The organism is Methylobacterium sp. FW306-05-D (genome assembly GCF_058782155.1).
In genome coordinates this window covers 1-20,006 of record NZ_JBYSXL010000078.1, presented here as the reverse complement: position 1 = coordinate 20,006, position 20,006 = coordinate 1, and the positions used below count along the sequence as shown (strand labels likewise).

General features: G+C 71.3%; 20 protein-coding genes. 7 read left to right on the top strand and 13 right to left on the bottom strand.

Annotation, left to right across the window (positions count from 1 at the left end; translation table 11 throughout):
- Positions 1–1,760, bottom strand: a 1,760-nt coding sequence (locus tag AC3WLN_RS20135) for a circularly permuted type 2 ATP-grasp protein (RefSeq protein WP_492484225.1), incomplete at its 3' end; no start/stop codon positions are given.
- The gene (locus tag AC3WLN_RS20130; protein ID WP_492484223.1) at positions 1,757–5,041 is read right to left on the bottom strand and encodes a transglutaminase family protein; all 3,285 of its coding nucleotides are present in this window, start codon (positions 5,039–5,041) and stop codon (positions 1,757–1,759) included. The genes AC3WLN_RS20135 and AC3WLN_RS20130, both read right to left, overlap by 4 nt.
- 435 nt (positions 5,042–5,476) lie before the next feature.
- On the opposite strand from AC3WLN_RS20130, the gene AC3WLN_RS20125 reads away from it, so the two are divergent.
- Positions 5,477–6,625 carry a zinc-binding metallopeptidase family protein gene (locus AC3WLN_RS20125; protein ID WP_492484221.1) on the top strand — a complete coding sequence of 383 codons (1,149 nt, stop codon included), beginning with the start codon at positions 5,477–5,479 and terminating at the stop codon, positions 6,623–6,625.
- A 30-nt stretch (positions 6,626–6,655) separates the two neighbouring features.
- Here AC3WLN_RS20125 and AC3WLN_RS20120 read toward each other — a convergent pair whose 3' ends face one another.
- The 5 genes from AC3WLN_RS20120 to AC3WLN_RS20100 all read right to left on the bottom strand — a co-directional run bounded on the left by AC3WLN_RS20120 (position 6,656) and on the right by AC3WLN_RS20100 (position 9,811).
- Complete coding sequence (locus AC3WLN_RS20120) at positions 6,656–7,051, bottom strand: acyl-CoA thioesterase (protein WP_492484219.1); 396 nt, start codon at positions 7,049–7,051, stop codon at positions 6,656–6,658.
- A 96-nt stretch (positions 7,052–7,147) separates the two neighbouring features.
- The gene (locus tag AC3WLN_RS20115; RefSeq protein WP_492484217.1) at positions 7,148–7,273 is read right to left on the bottom strand and encodes a hypothetical protein; all 126 of its coding nucleotides are present in this window, start codon (positions 7,271–7,273) and stop codon (positions 7,148–7,150) included.
- Positions 7,274–7,462: 189 nt separating this feature from the next.
- The gene (locus AC3WLN_RS20110; RefSeq protein ID WP_492484215.1) at positions 7,463–7,759 is read right to left on the bottom strand and encodes a hypothetical protein; all 297 of its coding nucleotides are present in this window, start codon (positions 7,757–7,759) and stop codon (positions 7,463–7,465) included.
- Between the two features lie 149 nt (positions 7,760–7,908).
- A complete protein-coding gene (locus AC3WLN_RS20105; RefSeq protein WP_463769167.1) occupies positions 7,909–8,094 on the bottom strand; it encodes a YegP family protein in 186 nt (61 codons plus the stop codon).
- A 226-nt stretch (positions 8,095–8,320) separates the two neighbouring features.
- Positions 8,321–9,811, bottom strand: coding sequence for a DEAD/DEAH box helicase (locus tag AC3WLN_RS20100; RefSeq protein ID WP_492484212.1), 1,491 nt, complete (start codon positions 9,809–9,811; stop codon positions 8,321–8,323).
- A 412-nt stretch (positions 9,812–10,223) separates the two neighbouring features.
- Between AC3WLN_RS20100 and AC3WLN_RS20095 the strand changes: the two genes are divergently transcribed.
- Together AC3WLN_RS20095 and AC3WLN_RS20090 are read left to right on the top strand one after the other, a co-directional pair.
- Positions 10,224–11,642, top strand: a complete 1,419-nt coding sequence (locus AC3WLN_RS20095) for a lipopolysaccharide biosynthesis protein (protein ID WP_492484210.1) — start codon at positions 10,224–10,226, stop codon at positions 11,640–11,642.
- The gene (locus tag AC3WLN_RS20090; protein WP_492484208.1) at positions 11,639–12,865 is read left to right on the top strand and encodes a GNAT family N-acetyltransferase; all 1,227 of its coding nucleotides are present in this window, start codon (positions 11,639–11,641) and stop codon (positions 12,863–12,865) included. The genes AC3WLN_RS20095 and AC3WLN_RS20090 overlap by 4 nt, the downstream gene beginning before the upstream one ends.
- A gap of 17 nt (positions 12,866–12,882) precedes the next feature.
- On the opposite strand, the gene AC3WLN_RS20085 is transcribed toward AC3WLN_RS20090, so the two are convergent.
- The 5 genes from AC3WLN_RS20085 to AC3WLN_RS20065 form a co-directional block, all read right to left on the bottom strand.
- Entirely contained in the window at positions 12,883–13,659 is a 777-nt protein-coding gene (locus AC3WLN_RS20085; RefSeq protein ID WP_492484227.1) for a prephenate dehydrogenase/arogenate dehydrogenase family protein, read from the bottom strand.
- A gap of 202 nt (positions 13,660–13,861) precedes the next feature.
- The gene (locus tag AC3WLN_RS20080; RefSeq protein WP_492484206.1) at positions 13,862–14,251 is read right to left on the bottom strand and encodes a tautomerase family protein; all 390 of its coding nucleotides are present in this window, start codon (positions 14,249–14,251) and stop codon (positions 13,862–13,864) included.
- A gap of 34 nt (positions 14,252–14,285) precedes the next feature.
- Entirely contained in the window at positions 14,286–14,639 is a 354-nt protein-coding gene (locus AC3WLN_RS20075) for a hypothetical protein (RefSeq protein WP_492484204.1), read from the bottom strand.
- 13 nt (positions 14,640–14,652) lie between these two features.
- Entirely contained in the window at positions 14,653–14,940 is a 288-nt protein-coding gene (locus tag AC3WLN_RS20070; protein ID WP_492484202.1) for a hypothetical protein, read from the bottom strand.
- Positions 14,941–15,043: 103 nt separating this feature from the next.
- On the bottom strand, positions 15,044–15,325 hold the full coding sequence (locus tag AC3WLN_RS20065; protein WP_492484200.1) for a hypothetical protein: 282 nt from the start codon (positions 15,323–15,325) through the stop codon (positions 15,044–15,046).
- A 228-nt stretch (positions 15,326–15,553) separates the two neighbouring features.
- On the opposite strand from AC3WLN_RS20065, the gene sseA reads away from it, so the two are divergent.
- On the top strand, positions 15,554–16,402 hold the full coding sequence (gene sseA / locus AC3WLN_RS20060) for a 3-mercaptopyruvate sulfurtransferase (RefSeq protein ID WP_492484198.1): 849 nt from the start codon (positions 15,554–15,556) through the stop codon (positions 16,400–16,402).
- A 30-nt stretch (positions 16,403–16,432) separates the two neighbouring features.
- Complete coding sequence (locus AC3WLN_RS20055; protein ID WP_492484196.1) at positions 16,433–17,266, top strand: urease accessory protein UreD; 834 nt, start codon at positions 16,433–16,435, stop codon at positions 17,264–17,266.
- Between the two features lie 6 nt (positions 17,267–17,272).
- Here AC3WLN_RS20055 and nikR read toward each other — a convergent pair whose 3' ends face one another.
- Positions 17,273–17,770, bottom strand: coding sequence for a nickel-responsive transcriptional regulator NikR (gene nikR / locus AC3WLN_RS20050; RefSeq protein WP_492484194.1), 498 nt, complete (start codon positions 17,768–17,770; stop codon positions 17,273–17,275).
- 106 nt (positions 17,771–17,876) lie between these two features.
- On the opposite strand from nikR, the gene AC3WLN_RS20045 reads away from it, so the two are divergent.
- Both AC3WLN_RS20045 and AC3WLN_RS20040 read left to right on the top strand, forming a co-directional pair.
- Complete coding sequence (locus tag AC3WLN_RS20045; RefSeq protein ID WP_492484192.1) at positions 17,877–18,890, top strand: ABC transporter substrate-binding protein; 1,014 nt, start codon at positions 17,877–17,879, stop codon at positions 18,888–18,890.
- Positions 18,887–19,963, top strand: coding sequence for an ABC transporter permease (locus AC3WLN_RS20040; protein WP_492484190.1), 1,077 nt, complete (start codon positions 18,887–18,889; stop codon positions 19,961–19,963). The genes AC3WLN_RS20045 and AC3WLN_RS20040 overlap by 4 nt, the downstream gene beginning before the upstream one ends.
- The last annotated feature ends 43 nt before the right edge of the window (positions 19,964–20,006 follow it).

The window sequence follows — 20,006 nt, the reverse complement described above, 5'->3', positions numbered from 1 at the left end:
GGGGCCTCGATCGCTCCCCATTCGTCCAGGAGCGCCCGGATGCGCAGGGCGGTGGGTGCCTTGGCGTCGCCCGCCATGTCGGCGACCACGGCGGACCCGACGCTGCCGAGATGCGCGACCACGAGGCGGATCACCGCCTCGGCCCGCTCGACGTAGCGCCCAAACCAGAACAGGTTGTCGGCCGCCCGCGACGGCAGGTGGCCGGCGATGCGGCGCACCCGCGCCGGCCCGGTCTGAATCAGCGAGACCGCCTCGACGGGATCGCGCGACAGGATCCAGACATCGGCCGACTTGATGCCCGCGCGCATCTCCAGGGGCTCGACGTCGGGCCGCTCGGAGATCCGGCAGAAGCCGCCCGGCATCACGCGCCAGCCCTCGGGCGTGGCCGCCGCGAACACCCGCAGCACGAAGGGCCGCGGCACGAGGCGCAGGGTGCCGCCGGTCCGGTCCCAGGCCGGCATGGTGGCGAGCGGCATCGTCTCCTGGGCGACGTAGTCGAAGGGCCGGTCGCGCAGGGCCGCGCGCAGCCGGTCCCGCTCGGCATCGAGGGCATGCGGGGCCAGGATCGCGTCGCGCGCCGCGCCCTTCGGCGGCGTCGCCACCGGCCGCAGGCTCAGGCCGTCGAGGCTGTCGCGGATCTCGGCCAGGGCCTGCGGATCGCCGCACCACCAAGTCCTGGGCCCGGCGAGCTGGAGTGGGCGGCCGAGGAAGTGCCGGGCGATGCCGGGCAGGTAGGCGGCGAGCGCGCCGGACTCGAGGATGCCCGAGCCCGGCATGTTGCCGACGACGAGGCTGCCGTTGCGCAGGGCCTCTACGAGCCCCGGCACGCCGAGGCGGGAGGCCGGGTTCAGCTCGAGGGGGTCGAGATAGTCGGAATCGATGCGGCGCCAGAGCACGTCCGCCCGCTTGAGGCCGGACACGGTGCGGATGTGCAGGGCGCCGTCCTGCATCACGAGGTCGTCGCCCTCCACCAGCAGCAGGCCGAGATAGCGGGCGAGCGCGGCCTGCTCGACATAGGTCGAGCTGAAGACGCCCGACGTCAGCAGGCAGATGCGCGGGTCGCTCCTCTGCGCCCCGAGCGCGAGGCCGTCGCGAAACGCGTGGAAGAAGGAGGCGAGGCGCTCGACCTGCAGGTCGGCGTGGAGGTCCGGGAAGGCGCGGGTCAGGACGAGGCGGTTCTCGAGGGCGTAGCCGGGGCCGGAGGGCGATTGCGTCCGGTCGGCCAGCACGCGCCAGCGCCCGTCGGGGCCGCGGGTCACGTCGGCGGCGTAGAGTTTCAGGAAACGGCCGCCCGGCGGCGTGACGCCCACGAGCGGGCGCATGAATTCCGGGCTGCCGGCCACGACGGCGGCCGGCAGCAGGCCCTCGGCCACGAGGCGGCCGGGACCGTAGAGGTCGCCGAGGATCGTCTCCATGAGCTCGGCACGCTCGACGATGCCGGCGCTCAGCGTCTCCCAGTCGGACTGCTCGAGGACGAGGGGCAGCGAGCCGAGCGGCCAGGCATGCTCGCGCCTGTCGCCGTAGATCCGGTAGGAGATCCCGGTGTCCCGGATGCGCCGCACCGCCGAGACGAAGCGAGCGCCGATCTCGACCTCGTCCATTCCGCCGAGCTGGTCGAGGAAACGCGGCCAAGCGCCCCGCGTCCGGCCGTCCGCATCCATCAGCTCGTCGGGCACGCCCCATTGCGGCCGATAGGCGGAGGTCCAGCGCGCGAGGCGCTCGGCCCGTCCCTGAACCTCCGCTGCGGCCGCTTCGCTCATCGGGACGTGAAGCCCGGGGGTGCGGGGGTACGCAGGTCGAGCGTCATCGGGAACTCGCGGTTGGCCTCCTCGGGCGGCATCGCGATCCGGCCCGGGGTATGGCCGTGGGCCTGGAAGCGCGCGAGGCGGCGCCCCTCCGCCTCGTAGGTATTGACCGGGAAGGTCTCGTAGTTGCGCCCGCCCGGGTGGCTGACATGGTAGCGGCAGCCGCCCAGCGACCGGCCGCTCCAGGCATCGAGGATGTCGATGGTCAGGGGCGAGTGCGCGGGAATCGTCGGGTGCATCGAGGAGGCCGGCTGCCAGGCCTTGAAGCGCAGGCCCGCCACCGCCTCGCCGGAGGTCCCGGTGCCGGTCATGGGCAGGCGGCGGCCGTTGCAGGCGATGATGTGCCGGCCGGGCACGTAGCCCTCGACCTTCACCTGCAGCCGCTCCACAGACGAATCCACGTAGCGCACGGTTCCCCCGATCGCCCCCTCCTCACCCAGAACGTGCCAGGGTTCGAGGGCCTGGCGCAGCTCCAGCTTCACGCCGCCCTGCTCCACCGTCCCGAAGACCGGGAAGCGGAACTCGCGCTGCGCCACGAAGGCCGCCGGGTCGAAGTCGTAGCCGGCCGCCCGCAGGTCTTCCAGCACGCCGAGGAAGTCGCCCCACAGGAAGTGGGGCAGCATGAAGCGATCGTGCAGGCCCGTGCCCCAGCGGACACAGCCGCCCTCCTGCGGCTCGCGCCAGAGCCAGGCGACGATGGCGCGCAGGAGAAGCTGCTGCGCCAGGCTCATGCGCGGGTCCGGCGGCATCTCGAACGAGCGGAACTCCAGGAGGCCGAGCCGGCCGGTCGGGCCGTCCGGCGAGTAGAGCTTGTCGATGCAGATTTCGGAGCGGTGCGTGTTGCCCGTCACGTCCACGAGGATGTTGCGGAAGATGCGGTCGACCAGCCAGCGCGGGATGTTGGGCTCGTCGGGCCTGGGCACCTGCGCCATCGCGATCTCGAGCTCGTAGAGCCCGTCGTGGCGCGCCTCGTCCATGCGCGGGGCCTGGCTCGTCGGGCCGATATAGAGGCCCGAGAACAGGTAGGACATCGCCGGGTGGCGCTGCCAGTACAGCACCAGGCTCTTCAGGAGGTCGGGCCGGCGCAAGAAGGGCGAGTCGTTCGGGGTCGCGCCGCCGAGCACCACGTGGTTGCCGCCGCCGGTGCCGGTGTGGCGGCCGTCGGTCATGAACTTCTGCGCGCCGAGGCGGATCTGCCGGGCATCCTCGTAGAGGTCGCTGGTGATCCGGACGGCGTCGCGCCAGGTCGGGGCGGGATGCACGTTGACCTCGATCACGCCCGGATCGGGCGTGACCTTGATGACGTTGAGGCGCGGGTCGAAGGGCGGCTCGTAGCCCTCGATATGCAGCGTCTGCTTCAGGGCGGCGGCCGCCTCCTCGAGGTAGCCGAGGAGCTCGAGATACTCGTCCACCCGCTGCAGCGGCGGCATGAAGACGTGGAGGATGCCGTCGCGCGGCTCCACCGCGAAGGCGGTGCGCACCGCGACGCCGGTCACGCCGGAGCCGTTGACGGTCTTGGTGCCGGGATGGCCCTCCGGCAGCGCGTCGCGCTCCTCCAGGGTGTCCTGCGGCTGGTAGTAGGGGTAGTGCTCCGGCGGCACGAAGGGCAGCGAAGACAGCGGCAGGCGGTAGCCCACCGGCGAGTCCCCCGGCGTCAGGAAGGCGTGGCCGCGCCGGAACTCCCAGGGCTCCGAGATCCAGAGGCGGTCGGAATCGCCGTCCTTGCCGACCGGCAGGCTCGCCAGCGGCAGGGCGTAGCCGGCGGCCTCGCCAAGCCCGCGGGCGAACACCCGCGCCATCCGCGCATTCGCCTCCGGGTTGGGGTAGCGCGGCTCGGAGGTCGTGACGTTGATCGGCAGCTCGTCGCGCTTCTCGGTCCAGTAAACCGGGTCCTCGAAGGCCGGGAACACGTAGGCCCCGAGACCGATGCGCTGGGCGACGGCGTCGATCAGATCCTTGGCCTTGTGGATGGTCGCGTCGCGCGGCCCGTCCTCGGCGGCGATGAGGTCGGCGTTCTTCCAGACCGGCACGCCGTCCCGGCGCCAGTACAGGGCGAAGGCCCAGCGCGGCAGGCTCTCGCCCGGATACCACTTGCCCTGGCCGTAATGCAGCATGCCGCCGGGGGCGAAGCGGTCCCGCAGGCGGCGGATCAGCTTGTCGGCGAGGCCGCGCTTCGTCGGGCCGACGGCGGCGGCGTTCCACTCGGGCGATTCGAAATCGTCGATGGAGACGAAGGTGGGCTCGCCGCCCATGGTCAGGCGCACGTCCTGCTCGGCGAGATCGGCATCGATGCGGTCGCCGAGGGCGTCCATCGCGGCCCAGACCTCCTCGGAGAACGGCTTGGTGATGCGCGGCGCCTCCGCCACGCGGGTCACGGTCATCTCGAAGCCGAACTCGACGCCCGCCGGTTCGGCGAGGCCCGAGATCGGTGCGGCGGAGGCGTAGTGCGGGGTCGCCGCCAGGGGGATGTGGCCCTCGCCGCAGAGGAGGCCCGAGGTGGCGTCGAGGCCGATCCAGCCGGCACCGGGCAGGTAGACCTCGGCCCAGGCATGCAGGTCGGTGAAGTCGGTGGTGGTCCCGGCAGGGCCGTCGACAGCGGTGGTGTCGGGGACGAGCTGGATCAGGTAGCCCGAGACGAAGCGGGCGGCCATGCCGAGGCGGCGCAGGATCTGCACCATGAGCCAGGCCGAGTCGCGGCAGGAGCCGCTCTTCAGGGTCAGGGTCTCGGCCGCCGTCTGGACGCCGGGCTCCATGCGGACGCCGTAGGTGATCTCCTTGGCCACCTGGGCGTTCAGCGCCACCAGGAACAGCACGGTGTTCTGCTCTTCCGGCAGGCGCTCCAGGAACGCGTCCACCTCCGGGCACAGCGCGTCGTCGAGGACGAGGTAGGGCTTCAGCTCGGCCGTGAGATCGTCGGCGTAGGTGAAGCCGCGCGTCTGGGCGTAATCTTCCACGAAGAAGTCGAACGGATTGATCACCGACATGTCGGCGGTGAGGTCGACCTCGATCTTCAGCTCGGTGGTCTTCTCCGGAAACACCAGCCGAGCGAGCCAGTTACCGTTCGGGTCCTGCTGCCAGTTGATGAAGTGGTTCTCGGGCAGGACCTTCAGCGAGTAGGCCGGGACGGCCGTGCGCGCGTGCGGCGCGGGACGCAGGCGGATCACCTGCGGACCGAGCGTGATCGCCCGGTCGTAGGTGTAGTGCGTGACGTGGTGCAGGGCGGCTTTGATCGACACGGGGGCTCCCGCTGTAACTGGACAGGGCGCCGTTCGCGCGGTTTGGCACGCGCCGGCGGCGGAGGACGGGGCACCACCCTGCGGTGCCCCGGGGAAAGCTTCACCACAGACATACGCCAACGGCGACCCGCAAGCGATGCCCTTGCGGACGGCGGCCGGGAAGGACGTCCGCCCGGAGCCGCACGTCCTCGCGCCGGAGAGCAGCCAGGCCGTGAACGGCCCGGCCGCATGTGCAAGTTTCATGCTCTCCGGCGCGAGGCCGGTCCTCCGATCCCGATGGGCCCCATCAGTGCGGTCCTGCGCGACCGCGCCCGGAACTTCGGCCGCGCCGCATGCTTTGCCACCTGATGCCGACCGGATAGGCTATGACAGTTCCTTCACGGGCGGCATGCGACGCTTGATGGACAGACAGGAAAGGCGTCCCGCGACGGACCCATGAAAATCTTCCAGTGCCAGGCTTGCGACCAGCCGATCAGCTTCGAGAGCACCCATTGCGAGAGCTGCGAGCGCCGGCTGGGCTATGTCTGCGACGTCCACGAGATGTCGGCCGTGGAACCGGTGGGCGGCCTCTGGCACGCCTACGCCAATCCCGGGCGCAAGTATCGTTTCTGCGCGAACGCCGACCATGACGCCTGCAACTGGCTGGTGCCCGAGGATTCGCCGAACCGCTACTGCGTCACCTGTCGGCACAACCACGTGGTGCCCGACCTGTCGATCGCCTGGAACCTGACCCGCTGGCGCCAGATCGAGGCGGCCAAGCACCGGCTGTTCTACTCCCTGCTGCGCCTCGACCTGCCGCTGATGACCCGGGACGAGAACCCGACCACCGGCCTCGCCTTCGATTTCCTGGTCGATCCCTCCGAGAGCTACCAGATCGGCCCGCCCGTCCTGACGGGACATCGCAGCGGCCTGATCACCCTGAACATCGCCGAGGCCGACGATGTCGAGCGCGAAAGACGCCGGATGCTGTTCGGCGAGTATTACCGCACGCTGCTCGGCCATTTCCGCCATGAGATCGGGCATTACTTCTGGAACGTGCTGGTGCGCTTCGACCAGAGCCTGTGGACCTTCCGGTCCCTGTTCGGCGACGAGCGGCTGAACTATGCGGGCGCTCTGCAGCGCCACTACGCACAAGGGGCGCCTCCGGACTGGGAGGAAAGCTATGTTAGTGCCTACGCGACGGCGCACCCGTGGGAGGATTTCGCCGAGACCTGGGCGCAGTACCTCCACATCGTCGACACGCTGGAGACCGCCAGCACCTTCGAGATGCATGTGCGCCCGCGCCTGCGCCATGGCCCGGCCGAACCGGTGGTGATCGACTTCGACCCCTACCGGATGACCGATTTCAGCCGGATCGTGGAAGCCTGGCTGCCTCTCACCTACGCGGTGAATTCGCTGAGCCGCAGCATGGGCCAACCCGCCCTGTTCCCGTTCAAGCTGACGCCGGCGGTGATCGCCAAGCTGTCCTTCGTGCACGAGCGGATCGAATCGGTCCGCAGCATGGGCAGCCCCGACGCCGACGCCGACATCCTCAAGGCGGTCATCACCGGCCTGCGCCAGAAGGTGGCGGCGCCCAACGCCTGAGCGGACCTCCCGGTCGCGAGGCCGGGACCCTCAGAGCGGTTCGATGGTGCGCGGGCGCCCATCGTCGTCGATGGCCACGAAGGTGAAGGTCGCCTCCGTCACCTGCTCGCGCACTTGCGTACGGAAGCGCCGGGCCCAGGCCTCGACCTTGATCTTCATCGAACTGCGCCCGACCCGCTCGATCCGCGTGTAGACGCAGAGGACGTCGCCGACCCGGACGGGGCGGATGAACGTCATCGCATCGACCGCGACGGTGACCGCCCGCCCCTGCGAGCGTTCCACCGCCGCGATGCCGCCGGCCTGATCCATCTGCGACATCACCCAGCCGCCGAAGATGTCGCCGTTGGCATTCGTATCGGCCGGCATCGCGATGGTGCGCACCGTCAGGTCGCCGCTCGGGCGCCGCGCCTCGTCCGTCTCCGCCATCGTTCCGCTCATGTCCTACCCCCGACCGCCGCCACTCTAGGACGATACCGGGCCCCCTGCCGAGCCATTGTCACGCGCCGAGCCGCGGCGCCGTCGTCAGGGCATCGCGCCGGCATACTTCAGCGCGCCGGCCAGCATGACCGCGAGGGCGGACAGGACAACTTCGAACGGGATTGACTCCCAGAGCGCGCGCGAGGGCGCATCGGGGGCAAGGGGGTCCATGGCATGTCCTCCGGAGCGGTCCGATCTAACGCGGACCGTCTCCTGTCCTGCAACTTATCGCATGGAACCTCGGCTTCCCAGTCACACGGGAGCATTTTAGTGCCGTCAAATGCGAACGGCCCAGCCCTCGTCGCGACGAGGACCGGGCCGGTCTCGAACCGGTGCGCCACGAAGGGCGCTGCCGGACTCTTAGTAGTAGAACCGGCGCGGGCCGTAGAAGCGGCGCGGACCATAGAACCGACGGGGGCCGTAGAAGCGGCGCGGACCGTAGTAGCGGCGACCGTAGAAGGGGCGCGGGCCGTAGAAGCGACGCGGACCGTAGTAGCGGCGGCCGTAGCCATAATACTGCACCGTCTGCACGGCGGCCGGGGCAGCCTCGCTCTGGAGGGCCAGGGCGGGGCCGACGGGGGCGGCCGAAGCGCCCTGTGGCGCCATGGCGGCGAAGCCTAGGGCCAGCAGCGCGGCCAGCACGAGTTTCCTCAGCACGTTCTCAACTCCCTGAAATCTGTCGAGTCACGACACACCGGCATCCCTCGTCGCGAGGCCCGGATGCTGCAAACGCACGAAGGCGGAAAGCGTTTCCCCCGAACCGGCCAAGCTTCGCCGGGATGGTCAACGAATCCCTGCGGGGGCGATCAGGCGATCTTCAGGGTCATGTCGACGGTGGGCGCCGTGGCGCTGCCCTTCACGAGGTCGATGCCGTGCTCGCAATCCTCGCGGCGGACATAGGCCTCGGCGGAATCGGCGACGACGTTGCCGTTCTGAGACCGCAGGCGCCAGCGCCAGCCCCCCGCGGAATCCCGATAGAGTTCAAACCGCATCGCCTTCGCCTCCGAAGCTACCGGACCAGACACCCGGAATATTCTGAGATGGCCCCGCGCGCCGGCTTGGCAATGCCTCGCCTCCAGCCCGGCGTCGGAGAAGCCGGCGAGCGGGACAGGCCAGGACCCGGGATTTGCGGGAAAGCCGGACAGGCATGGCAGCCGGACAGGCAAACGCCGCCCCGGTTGCCCGGGGCGGCGCGAATCTCAGAGGCTTAGGATCAGATCAGGAGCGCGGGCCGCGATCCAGCCAGCCGATCGCGCGACCTTCGCCGCCGCCCTGCGGGCGCGGCGCGCGGGGGCGCTGCTCGCCGCGCGGCTCGGCGCGGTTCTCGCCCTGGCCGGCGGGGCGGCGGTCGCCGCGACCTTCCTGCGGACGGGCGGCGCCGTCGGGACGGCTGGGGCGACCGGGACCGCCGCGGTTCTCGCCGCCGCGACCCTCGAAGCCGCGACCCTGGCCGGGACGACCGCCGGGGCGGCTGCTCGGACGCTGGCCCTGGCGCTGGCCGGGACGCTGGCCGTTCGGCGCCGGACGGCGCTCCTCGGCCTGGGCGTTGTCGGCCGCCTCCTGGCGGGACGGCGGGCTGAAGCCCTCGGGGAATCCCGCCACGGGGATCTTCTGGCGCGTGGTGCGCTCGATATCCCGCAGGTAGGCCTTCTCCTCGTCGTTGCAGAACGAGATCGCGAGCCCGTTCGCCCCGGCGCGCGCGGTGCGGCCGATGCGGTGGACGTAGCTCTCCGGCACGTTCGGCAGGTCGTAGTTGATGACGTGGCTCACCGCCTCGACGTCGATGCCGCGGGCAGCGATGTCGGTGGCGACGAGCACCCGGCAGGAACCGTCCTTGAAGGCGGCCAGGGCCCGCTCGCGCTGCGGCTGGGACTTGTTGCCGTGGATGGCCGAGGCGTTGATGGAGACCTTCTCCAGGCCGCGCACTACGCGGTCGGCGCCGTGCTTGGTCCGAGTGAAGACGAGGACGCGCTCGATCGCCGGATCGCGCAGGATGTGGTTCAGCAGAGCCTGCTTCGCGCCGGTATGGGCGAAGATGACCTCCTGGGTCACCCGCTCGGCCGTCGTGGCGACGGGGGTGACGGCGACCTGGACCGGATCGCGCAGGTACTGGTCGGCGAGGCTGGCGATGTTCTTCGGCATGGTGGCCGAGAAGAACAGGCTCTGGCGCTCCTTCGGCAGCATCTTCACGATGCGCTTGAGGGCGTGGATGAAGCCCAGGTCGAGCATCTGGTCGGCTTCGTCGAGGACGAGGATCTCGACAGCCTCGAGGGTCAGCGAGCGCCGCTCGATGAGGTCCATCAGGCGGCCCGGCGTGGCGACCAGGATGTCGACGCCGTTGGCCAGCGCCTTCTCCTGGCGGGAGATGGTGACGCCGCCGAACACCACCGTGTTGGTGAACGACAGGTATTTCCCGTAATCGGAGAAATTCTCGGCGATCTGGTTGGCGAGCTCGCGGGTAGGCGAGAGCACCAGCACGCGGCAGCCCCGGCGGATCGGCCGGCGCGGGGTCTCGGCGAGGCGGTGCAGGATCGGCAGCGCGAAGGCGGCCGTCTTGCCGGTGCCCGTCTGAGCGATGCCGCAGAGGTCGCGGCCCTGCATGGCCGGGGCGATGGCCTGGGCCTGGATCGGGGTCGGGCTCTTGTAGCCGGCCTCTTCCAGGGCGCGCAGCACGGGCTGGGCGAGGCCGAAATCGGTGAATTGGGTCAAGGAGTAACTTTCAGGCAGCGGGACCGTGCCGGACGCCCTCGTGGCGAGGGAATCGTCGAAAGATTGGTCGGTCCGTTGAGCTGGAGCCGCCCGCGTGCGGGGGCAGTCCGGGTGCATGCACGTTGAAGAGAGGGGCTCAGGTCGCGCGGGGCCCGCAGAAGCGATCCGGCAATCCGTCACGCAGCCCTCTCAAGCGGAACCATGACGGCCGCTGACGCTGCACCTGCGATATGAGCGTTCGCGCCTGCGAAGTCAATGGCCGGCGACCCCGACCGGCGATCCTGGCCGAGGACCCGCTTCCGGGTCCGCCGCCGGAGCGCGCGGCCGTCGTCCGCAATGGATTGACGCCGGAGCAACACTGGCGTGTTACCTCGTCCCATGAGCCGGGCCGCCCGGCGCCTCACGGGTCCGGATGATCGCGCGCCACACCCTCACCTATGTCGGTTCGCGGGGCGTCGCCGCCGGCCTCAACATGGGCGCCCTCGCGGTGTTCACCCGCCTCGCCCCGACGGACGTGTTCGGGCTCTACCTGCTCATCCTGTCCTGGGCGCTGGTGCTCTACAGCGCCACCTGCCAATGGCCGAAATTCTCGTTCTTCGCCCTCTACGCGGAGGACCGGGCCATCCTGCAGGTCGGCACCGTGGTGCGTCTCCTCGGCGCCATGGTGGCGCTGGCCGCACTGATCGCGGCCGGCGCGGCGGGGTTCGGGCTCCTCGAGCCGCACGCGGCGCTCGCGATCTTCACCGCGGTCTTCGGCATGATGGCCTTCGAGGGGGCCGCCGAGATCGCGCGCACGCGCCTGGAGGTCGGCGCGGTCGCCCTCTCGGTGGTGCTGCGGGCGGTCCTAGTCCTGGCCCTCGGCAGCAGCGCCCTGCTCCTCGGCGGCGGTGCGATCCCGCTGCTGCTGGCCACCGCCGGCGCCAACATCATCGCGGCCCTGCCGACGCTCTACGTCATCCGCGGCCTGCTGCGGGGCGGCGGCAGCTGGGCCGAGGCGCGCGGGCTCCTCGCCTATGGCTGGCCCCTGGTGCTTTCCTTCGGCGCGGCCGCCCTGGCGCAGACCGCCGACCGCCTGATCATCGGCGCCAGCATCGGCGTCTCCGAACTCGGCGCCTACGGCGCCTTCGCGGACTTCCTGCGCCAGAGCTTCGTCGTCTTCGGCGACAGCGTCGCCCTGGCGCTGATCTCGATCGCCAAGCGCGACGCCCGCGACGGCGGCATCGCCGCCGCCCGGCCGGTGCTGGAGGACGCCATCCGCCTGCTCACGGTGATCGCGGCCTTCGGCGCCGTGTTCTTCCTCGCCTTCGACGGCCTCCTCGTCACCCTGCTGCTGGGGCCCGATTATCGCGAGACCGCCCTGCGGGTGGCACCCTTGCTGGTGGCGGCCAGCATTCTGCAGATGTTCCGGTCGTATTATTTCGGGCAGGTCATCTACTTCACCCAGAAGAGCCACCTCGACGCGGTCGCCTCGGTGACGCTCCTCGTGGCGATCGGCGGACTCTCGGCGGTGCTCGTTCCCCGCTACGGCGTCGAGGGTGCGGCCATCGCCATGGCGACCGGCCAGGCCCTGGCCTGCCTCGTCTTCATCCTCGGCTCCCGCGAGCGCTTCCGCATGCCCGTGCCCCTGCGCGACCTCGCGGCGATCGGCGGTTCGGCCCTCGCCTGCGCCGCCGCACTCGCCGGGCTCGACCGGCTGCCCCTGGATGCCGGCCTCGCGCTGGGCCTTCGTCTCGCCTGCCTCGCCGCCGTCTCGGCCGGCACCGCCTGGGCGTTCAATATCCTCGGTGTGGCCGACCTCGCGACCCGCCGCTTCAAGCGAGCCGCTTCGTGAACCGGACCCCGACGCGCAGCAGCATCACCACCCCCGACGGCCTCGTCGTCGCCCTGCGCCCGCTGAACAGCGAGGCTCCCTGGATTCCCGCTTGGCACGACCTCGGCCGCCGACCCCTCCTCGACAACCTGTTCTACGATCCCGACTACGCGGTGGCGGCCGCCGGTGCCTACGGGCGCGGCGTGCAGGTGGCCCTGGTGGGCGACCGCGCCCCGGAAGAGCCGGGCCTGCGCCTGCTCGGCGCCTGGCCGGTGCGGGTCAAGCGCTGGCGCTGGGGCCTGCCCCTCCTCCTGGCCATGGGCTGGATGCATGATTTCGGCATTTTCGGCGCCCCGCTGCTCGACGGCGCGGAGCCGGGCCGCACCCTCGACGCCCTGGCCTTCGGCCTGCGCCGCCTCGTCGGGCCCCGCCTGATGCTGACGCATGTCCCGACCGCCGGTCCCTTCGCGGCCCTGCTGTCGGACTGGCTCGACCGCCACCGCCTGCGCCACGCCCGCGTCTGGGCGCATGAGCGCGCCTTCCTGGACCTGACCGGTCGGGATGCCGACACCCGTGCGGCCTATCTCGGTCATCTCTCCGCCCGCAAGCAGCGCAAGCTGCGCCAGGCCTGGGACCGCCTGAGCGCGGAGGGACCGGTGACCTTCGAGACGATCCGCGATCCCGCCGTGCTGCCGGCGGCCATCGACGATTACATCGCCCTGGAGGGCGCCGGCTGGAAGGGCGCCCGCGGCACCGCCATCGCGGGCGACGCGGTCCAGACCCGGATGATGCGGGCCTTCGCCGTCCGCCTCGGCGCCCGCGGCGCCGTGCGCGTCGACCGGCTGCGCCGCAACGGCCGCACCCTGGCCGCCGTGGTCAGCTTCACGACGCGCGGACAGCTCTGGAGCCTGAAGATCTCCTACGATTCCGCCGTCGCCCGGCACTCGCCCGGGGCGCTGGCCTTTCATCGCCTGACCCAGGCCATCGTCGCCGATCCGGACCTGACCAGCGCCGATTCCTGCGCGCCGCCGCACTATCCGCTGCCGGAGACGTTCTGGACCGAGCGGCTGGCCCTCGCTCACATCCTGGTGGAGACTCCGGGCGGCGACCGGTTGTTTCCCCTCGCGGCCCGCCTCGAGGGTTGGCGGGCCGAGGGCAGTCTGCGCGCGAAGGCCTGGCGCAACCGCCTGCGCGCCCGCCGCGCGGGCAAGGCCGTGGAGCGGGTGCCCGACCCGGACGCCTGACGACGCCATACCCCGCCTCAGGCCGCCCGCATGGCCGAACTGCTCCCCTCCTCCGACAGGTCGTGGGCGAGCCGGACCGCTTCGCTGACGAACCGCCGGCGGACCGAGCCCGCATAGGGATTCGATCGCTCGATGGCGTCGAAGACCTCCGGCGCGTCGTGGCGCACCATCTCCACCGCGTGCATGAGGAGGTCGAAGCTCCGGGTGGTCATGCGCGTGGGCAGCGGTTCCATCCGCACCATCACCCTGGCGATCAGGTGTGTCAGGCCCTGGACCGCCGCCGCGTCCCGGTCATGCGCCTCCGGCGTCGTCACGATGACGTCGAGACCGACGCCTCGGCGGAGAAAAGCGGCGACGTCCCGGGTCCGGCCGCCGCGGACCTCGCAGAGGGCGATCTTCAGGCCTCGAATCCCGTCGCGGGCGCTCTGCGGCCCGAACAGCGGATGGGTCGCGACGATGGCGACGTGCTCCGGCAGGCCGTCGCGCATCGCCGAAGCGGCGACCGCCTTCACCGAGCCGACATCGAGGACGAGGGCGCCCGGAGCGAGATGCGGGCCGATCTCCGCGACGATGCCGGGGAGCGCCGGGACGGGCGTTGCCAGGATCACCACCGGGCAGCCGGCGACGGCGGGCAGGGAGTCCGCGACCACGCCGGCTTCCGGCTCGGCCGGCATCGCAGGATCGTAGGCGTGAACGGCGAAGAACGGCGCGAGGTGGCGCGCCACGAGGCGGCCGAAGGCGCCGTAGCCGATCAGGCCGAGGCGGGAACGGGATCTCTCAGACAGGTGGGACAGCACGGACGTGACCTCGGTGAAAGCCGGGCCGTCGAGGTCTGGTCCTGGAGAAAGGTCAACCGCCGACGACGCAGCGGTTGAGACATGACGAGCCCCGCGCCGCTAAGGATGCGGCGCCGGATACGAGGTGGGGCGAAGCGCGGTCGTCATGGCGGCGCCGGTCTAAGGGCGTCGCGGGCGCGCCGTCAATGCGGGTGGTCGGTCAGGCCGGCGCGTACTGCATCTCGCCGTTGCCGAAGGACCAGTTCTCCTTCACCACCTCGACGAGGTTGATGAAGACGTCCTCGCGCCGGATGCCCGCCCGTTCGGCGATGCCATCGGCGATCTGCCGGTAGAGCGCGCGCTTGACCTCGACGGAGCGCCCGGCATTCCAGGTGATCTGGATGATCACGAGGTCGTCCGTATAGCTCACGCCGAGGTAGCCGGCTTCCGGCGCCACGATCTCCCCCGCCTCGTGCCGGGTGACGATCTGGAATTTGTCGTTCTCGGGCACGTTCGCCACGGCGCGCATCGCGGCATAGACCACGTCGCCGACGATCCGGGCGCGGTCCGGCGGAGCCGAGCGGTTCAGGTCTATGCGGACGAGTGGCATGGTGGTCTCCCGGCTTGCGTCGGCCCGGCCGTTCTCACCAGCCGAAGCGGGCGATCTCACCGAGGCGCGCCTGTACGGCGGCCTCGTCGCGCCCAAGGGCGGCGGCGCGCTGCGACAGAGAATAGCACGTCGCGCAGAAGCCGACCTGCATCAGCGGAATGCCGTCGGCCCGGGCTCGCGAGACCGAGCCAATCAGGCAGGCGATCACGGATTCCCCCGCCGCCAGGCCGATGCAGTCGGCCCGCGGACTGCCGAAGAGCGGCCGGTTCGGCCAGGCGAGCGACACCGTGGTGCCGCCGCGCCGGTCCGGTGCCGGGGGCACCGTGTAGCTGCGCACGAAGAGGGCGGCGAACAGCAGGACGAGGCCGGGCAGGATCAGGGCGCGCATGGGGACGGTGCCGTCAGGCCGATTCGTCGAACCGGCTCCAGCGGAACACCTCCGTGCCGGCGCCATCGATCACCCGCACGGCTTCGGCCGGTGCGCCGCTGCGCTGCGGCGCCCGGGCGCGGGCGAACAGGGTCAGGGCACGCTCCTTGGCGGCTTCGACGGTATAGGTGCGCACGGAGATGCGCTGGCTCACGAGATCCTCTCCGCGCGCGCCTGCCTCGTCCTCCGAGGCGAGAACTTCGATGTGGTAGGTCTCGCGCGGGTTCACGACGGCTCCATCACGCTGGCACGGCCGGACCATCCATAGCGGCAGGCGGCGCGCCTTGGCACCACGGCAACGGTGGTTGCGACGAAAAAGGCCGGGCATGGCGGCCCGGCCTCGATCGAGACCGCGGAGTCGGGCCTCAGCGCGCCGGCGCGGCCGAGGGAGCCGGGCTCGGGGCATTCGTGCCCGGGGTGATCGCCCGCCCGGCACTGGGCAGCGGGGCGGCGTTCGGGCTGCGGACGGCGCCGGCCCCCGGGGCCGTCCCGGTGGTGGCCGGCGAGCCCGAACTGCTGCTGCCGATGCTGCTGCCGGAGCCGTTGATCGTGCTCTGGCCGGCGCCGGTCACGGACGACTGGGCCTGGGCGGTCCCCGCCAGGGCAAGGCCGAAGGCGCCGGCGAGGAGAAGGGTCGGGATGCGCATGGGCGAGGTTTCCTCGGTCTAGGGATCGATGCCGGATCGGATCGATGCAGGTTCGCATCCCCGACGGCCGTCGTCCCGGTTCAACGCCGCGCGCGCGGAGCCGGTTCAGATCGCAAAGGCCGCCCGACAGGGTGCAACCGGCGGCGGGATGTGGTTTGGTGGCCGCATCCGAACACCCGAACGCGACTCCCGGCCGAACGACCTCCGGCCCATCGAACAGAGGAAACCATGGCGACGACGCCCTTTGTCACGGCCGAATGGCTCCATGCCCGGCTCGGTGCGCCCGACATCGTGATCCTCGACGGGTCCTGGTACCTGCCGGCCCAGGGGCGCGACGCCCGGGCCGAGTATCTGGCCGGGCACATCCCCGGGGCGATCCGGTTCGACATCGACACGATGAGCGACGAGACCTCGTCCCTGCCCCACATGCTGCCGCGCCCGGAGGTGTTCGCCTCCCGCATGCGGGCCCTGGGCATCGGCGATGGTGCCCACATCGTGGTCTATGACGGCATGGGCCTGTTCTCGGCGCCGCGGGTGCGCTGGATGCTGAAGACCTACGGCGTGCGCGACGTCGAGATCCTGGAGGGCGGGTTTCCGGCCTGGGTCGCCGCCGGCTATCCCGTCGAGGACGGCGAGGGCCGGCCCCGCGCCCGGCGCCACTTCACCGCCCGCCTCGACCACGGCGCCGTGGCGGAGGCCGGCGACATCGCCCGTGCTCTGGAATCGGGCAGTGCGCAGGTGGTCGATGCCCGCTCCGGTGCGCGCTTCCGCGGCGAGGAGGCGGAGCCGCGTCCCGGCGTCCGGCCCGGCCACATGCCCGGCGCCCGCAACGTCCATTACGCCGCACTTCAGAGCGAGGGCCGCCTGAAGGACGAGGCGGCCCTCCGCGCCGTCTTCGCCGAGAACGGCGTCGACGTCGGCAAGCCGGTCGTCACCACCTGCGGCTCGGGCGTCACCGCCGCCATCGTCGGGCTGGCGCTCGAGACTCTGGGGCGTCCGCCCCGCGCCCTCTACGACGGCTCCTGGTCGGAATGGGGGTCCGACCCCGAGCGTCCCGTCGCCACCGGCCCGGCCTGACGCGCGGCCTTGCGGAATCCCGATCCTCCGGTGCTCCCCGTCGCTGCGCCGGAGCGCCAGCGCTCGCAGGGGCGGATCCACCTGAGCGTTTCCTGCGCGGACGGGCACGACACCCGCATCCGCGACATCGGCGAGGGCGGCCCCCTGCGCCTGCGCCTGCCGCGCCGGCCGAAGGGCCCCTGCGAGGCGGTGCTGCTGAACACCGCGGGCGGCATCGCCTGCGGTGACGCGTTCCGCGTCACCCTCGATGTCGGCCCGGGCGCCGATCTCACCCTGACCACAACGGCCGCCGAGAAGGTCTATCGGTCGGACGGCCCGGTGAGCCGCGTCTCCACCGCCGTGACGGTCGAGGCCGGTGGCCGCCTCGCGCACCTGCCGCAGGAAACGATCCTCTTCGACCGGGCCGCCCTTGCGCGGCGCTTCGAGGCGGATCTGGCACCGGGCGCCCACCTCCTCGCCTTCGAGGCCGTCACCTTCGGGCGCACCGCCCGAGACGAGCCGATGACCCGGGGTCACCTGACCGACACCTGGCGCATCCGGCGCGGCGGGCGCCTCGCCTATGCCGACACCCTGCGCCTCGACGGCGCCCTGTCGGAGCAGCTCGCCCGCACGGCCATCGGCAACGGTGCCCGCGCCATGGCGACGATGCTCGACGTCTCGCCCGCGGCGGAGGGCCGGCTGGAGCAGGCTCGCGCCCTCCTCGACGCGAACGGCGTGGAGTGCGTCTCGGCGGCCGCCAGCGCCTGGAACGGGCACCTCGTAGTCCGGCTCCTCGGCCGCGACCCGGACGCCCTGCGGGCCGTGGCCCAGCGCATCCTCACCGGCTATCGCGGGCGGCCCCTGCCCCGCGTCTGGCAGACCTGACCGGCCTCAGGCCGGCTCCCCCGGGAAGGGGTGGATGGGCGGGATCAGGGCGGCCACGAGTTCGAGGCGCCCCGAGATGACGCCGCGCTCGGTGATCATCGCGTCCGCGATGGTCTGGAGCGTGTCCGCCGGTCCCTGCACCAGCACGACCTCGAGGGTCTGGTTGTGCATCAGGTGCACGTGCAGCGAGGAGATCACCTCGGCGATGTAGCGGCGCTGCAGGTCGGCCAGCCGCTGCTGAAGCCCGTTGGCGAGGTGGTCGTAGCAGAGGGTGATGGTGCCCACCATGACGCGGTCGCCGACCTGGTGCCGATGCTCGACCAGGGAGCGGTGGAGGATCGTCGCCACCGCCTGCGAGCGGCTCGCGAAGCCGCGCTCGCCCACCATGGCGTCGAGTTCGCCCAGCAGGTCCTCGGACAGCGACAGGCTGATCCGGCTCACCGGCCGCCTGCGCATACCGTCCGCGTCCTCGGGAACCGTCGCAGCCGTCACCTCGTCCGCCATCACAAACCTCCCACAGGTTCGCCCACCTTGGCACGCCTTTTGTATCCGTGAAATCCCATCGGTATTACGATTTCGTCAGATCGTACTACGCGTTCGGAGATCACAGATGCGCTTGTCCTCGGTCCTCGCCGCCACCCGCAGGAACGTCGCCGGCGGGCTGCTCGCCCTCGGTCTCCTCGCGGTCGTGCCCGCCACGGTCGCGCCGGCTCGGACCGCCGAGCCCCTGCGCATCGGTTACAGCGACTGGCCCGGCTGGGTCGCCTGGCAGGTCGCCATCGACAAGGGCTGGCTCAAGGAGGCCGGCATCGATGCGAAGTTCGAGTGGTTCGACTACTCGGCCTCGATGGATGCCTTCTCGGCGGGCAAGCTCGATGCGGTGACCTGCACCAACGGCGATGCCCTCGTGATGGGCGGCAATGGCGCCAAGAACGTCATGATCATGCTGACCGACTACTCGAACGGCAACGACATGATCGTCGGCAAGCCGGGCGTGAAGGCGCTGGCCGAGCTGAAGGGCAAGAAGGTCGGGCTCGAGGTCGGGCTGGTCGAACACCTGCTGTTGATCAACGGTCTGGCGAAGCTCGGGCTGAAGGAGACCGATGTCTCCCTCGTCAACGTCAAGACCAACGAGACGCCCCAGGTTCTGGCCTCCGGCGACGTCTCGGCGGTGGGCGCCTGGCAGCCCATCGCCGGTCAGGCGATGAAGGGCGCCGCCGGGGCCCGGCCGCTCTACACCTCCGCCGACGAGCCGGGCCTGATCTACGACGTGGTGACGGTGACGCCGGCGAGCCTGGCCGCCCGCCGCGCCGACTGGATCAAGTTCGTGGCCGTCTGGGACAAGGTGGTCGCCTACATCCAGGACCCGAAGACCCAGGCCGACGCCGTCGCCATCATGGCGGCCAAGGTCGGCATCGAGCCGCCGGTCTTCACCCGCTTCCTCAAGGGCACGAAGCTCCTGACCCTGGCCGATGGCCGCAAGGTGCTGGCCGATGCCGAGGGCTTCGGCTCCCTCTACGGATCGAGCCGCTACGCCGACGCCTTCAACGTCAAGTACGAGGTCTACAAGGCCCCGCAGGACGTGAAGAGCTACATCGATCCGGCGCTGACGGACGGCAAATGAGCGCCGAGCCGCGCACCGACGCGATGCGCAGCCCCCTGCCCGCGGGGGGCGCGACGGCGGAGCCGGCGCCCGCCGGCGCCCTGCCGACGCCGCCCCTCCCGGCGCCGGCGCGCGCGCGGCGGCGTTCCTGGGTGGGCGTCGCCCGGCCGCTCTCGTCCCGGCGCCGGAGCGTGCTCGCGGCGCTCTCCTTCCTGCTGCCGGTCCTGGCCTGGGCGGCGGTGTCCTACGTGCCGTTCCTCTGGCATCCCCTGGTGGAGGTGACGGAGCCCGGCGACGTCGCCTGGATGGAGCCCGGCATGCGGGTGCCGAAGGCCGCCTTCGCCGACGAGGTCGCGGGCGCGCGGGCGGCCAACGGCGCGGTGCCGACCGGCATTCCCGCCAACCCGGTCTACCTGCCCGCGCCGCACGAGGTCGCGGCGGCGCTCTGGACGTCGCTCACCGCGACGCCGACCCAGCGCGACGCGATCCGCCTGCCCCTGAGCCTGTGGCACTCGATCCAGATCATCTTCTGGGGCTTCCTGCTCTCCTCCGTGGTCGGGGTGCCGCTGGGCATCTTCTGCGGAGCGCAACCGACCCTGGCGCGCCTCACCGAGCCCGTCATCGAGTTCGTGCGCTACATGCCGGCCCCCGCCTTCGGGGCGCTGATGGTGGCGATCCTCGGCATCTACGACGGCCCCAAGATCGCGATCATCGTCATCGGGACCTTCTTCCAGCAGGTCCTGGTCATCGCCAACACGACGCGGCGGATCGAGCCGCTGCTGATCGAGGCCGCCCTCACCCTCGGGGCGCGCAACCTGCGCCTGATCCGCCGGGTCATCGTGCCGGCGATGCTGCCGCAGCTCTACCGCGACCAGCGCATCCTCCTCGGCTGGGCCTGGACCTACCTCATCGTCGCCGAGCTGATCGGCACCTCCTCGGGCATCACCTTCTTCATCACCCAGCAGGCCCGCTACCAGCACTTCGAGAACGTCTACGCGGCGATCCTCATCATCGGCCTCGTCGGCTCGGCCACCGACCTCGCGCTGGCCTGGATCGGGCGCCGCCTGTTCCCCTACGACCGGAGCGAGGCATGACGCGCGCCGACGCCCTCCCCCCGCCCCCGCCCCTACCCCAGCC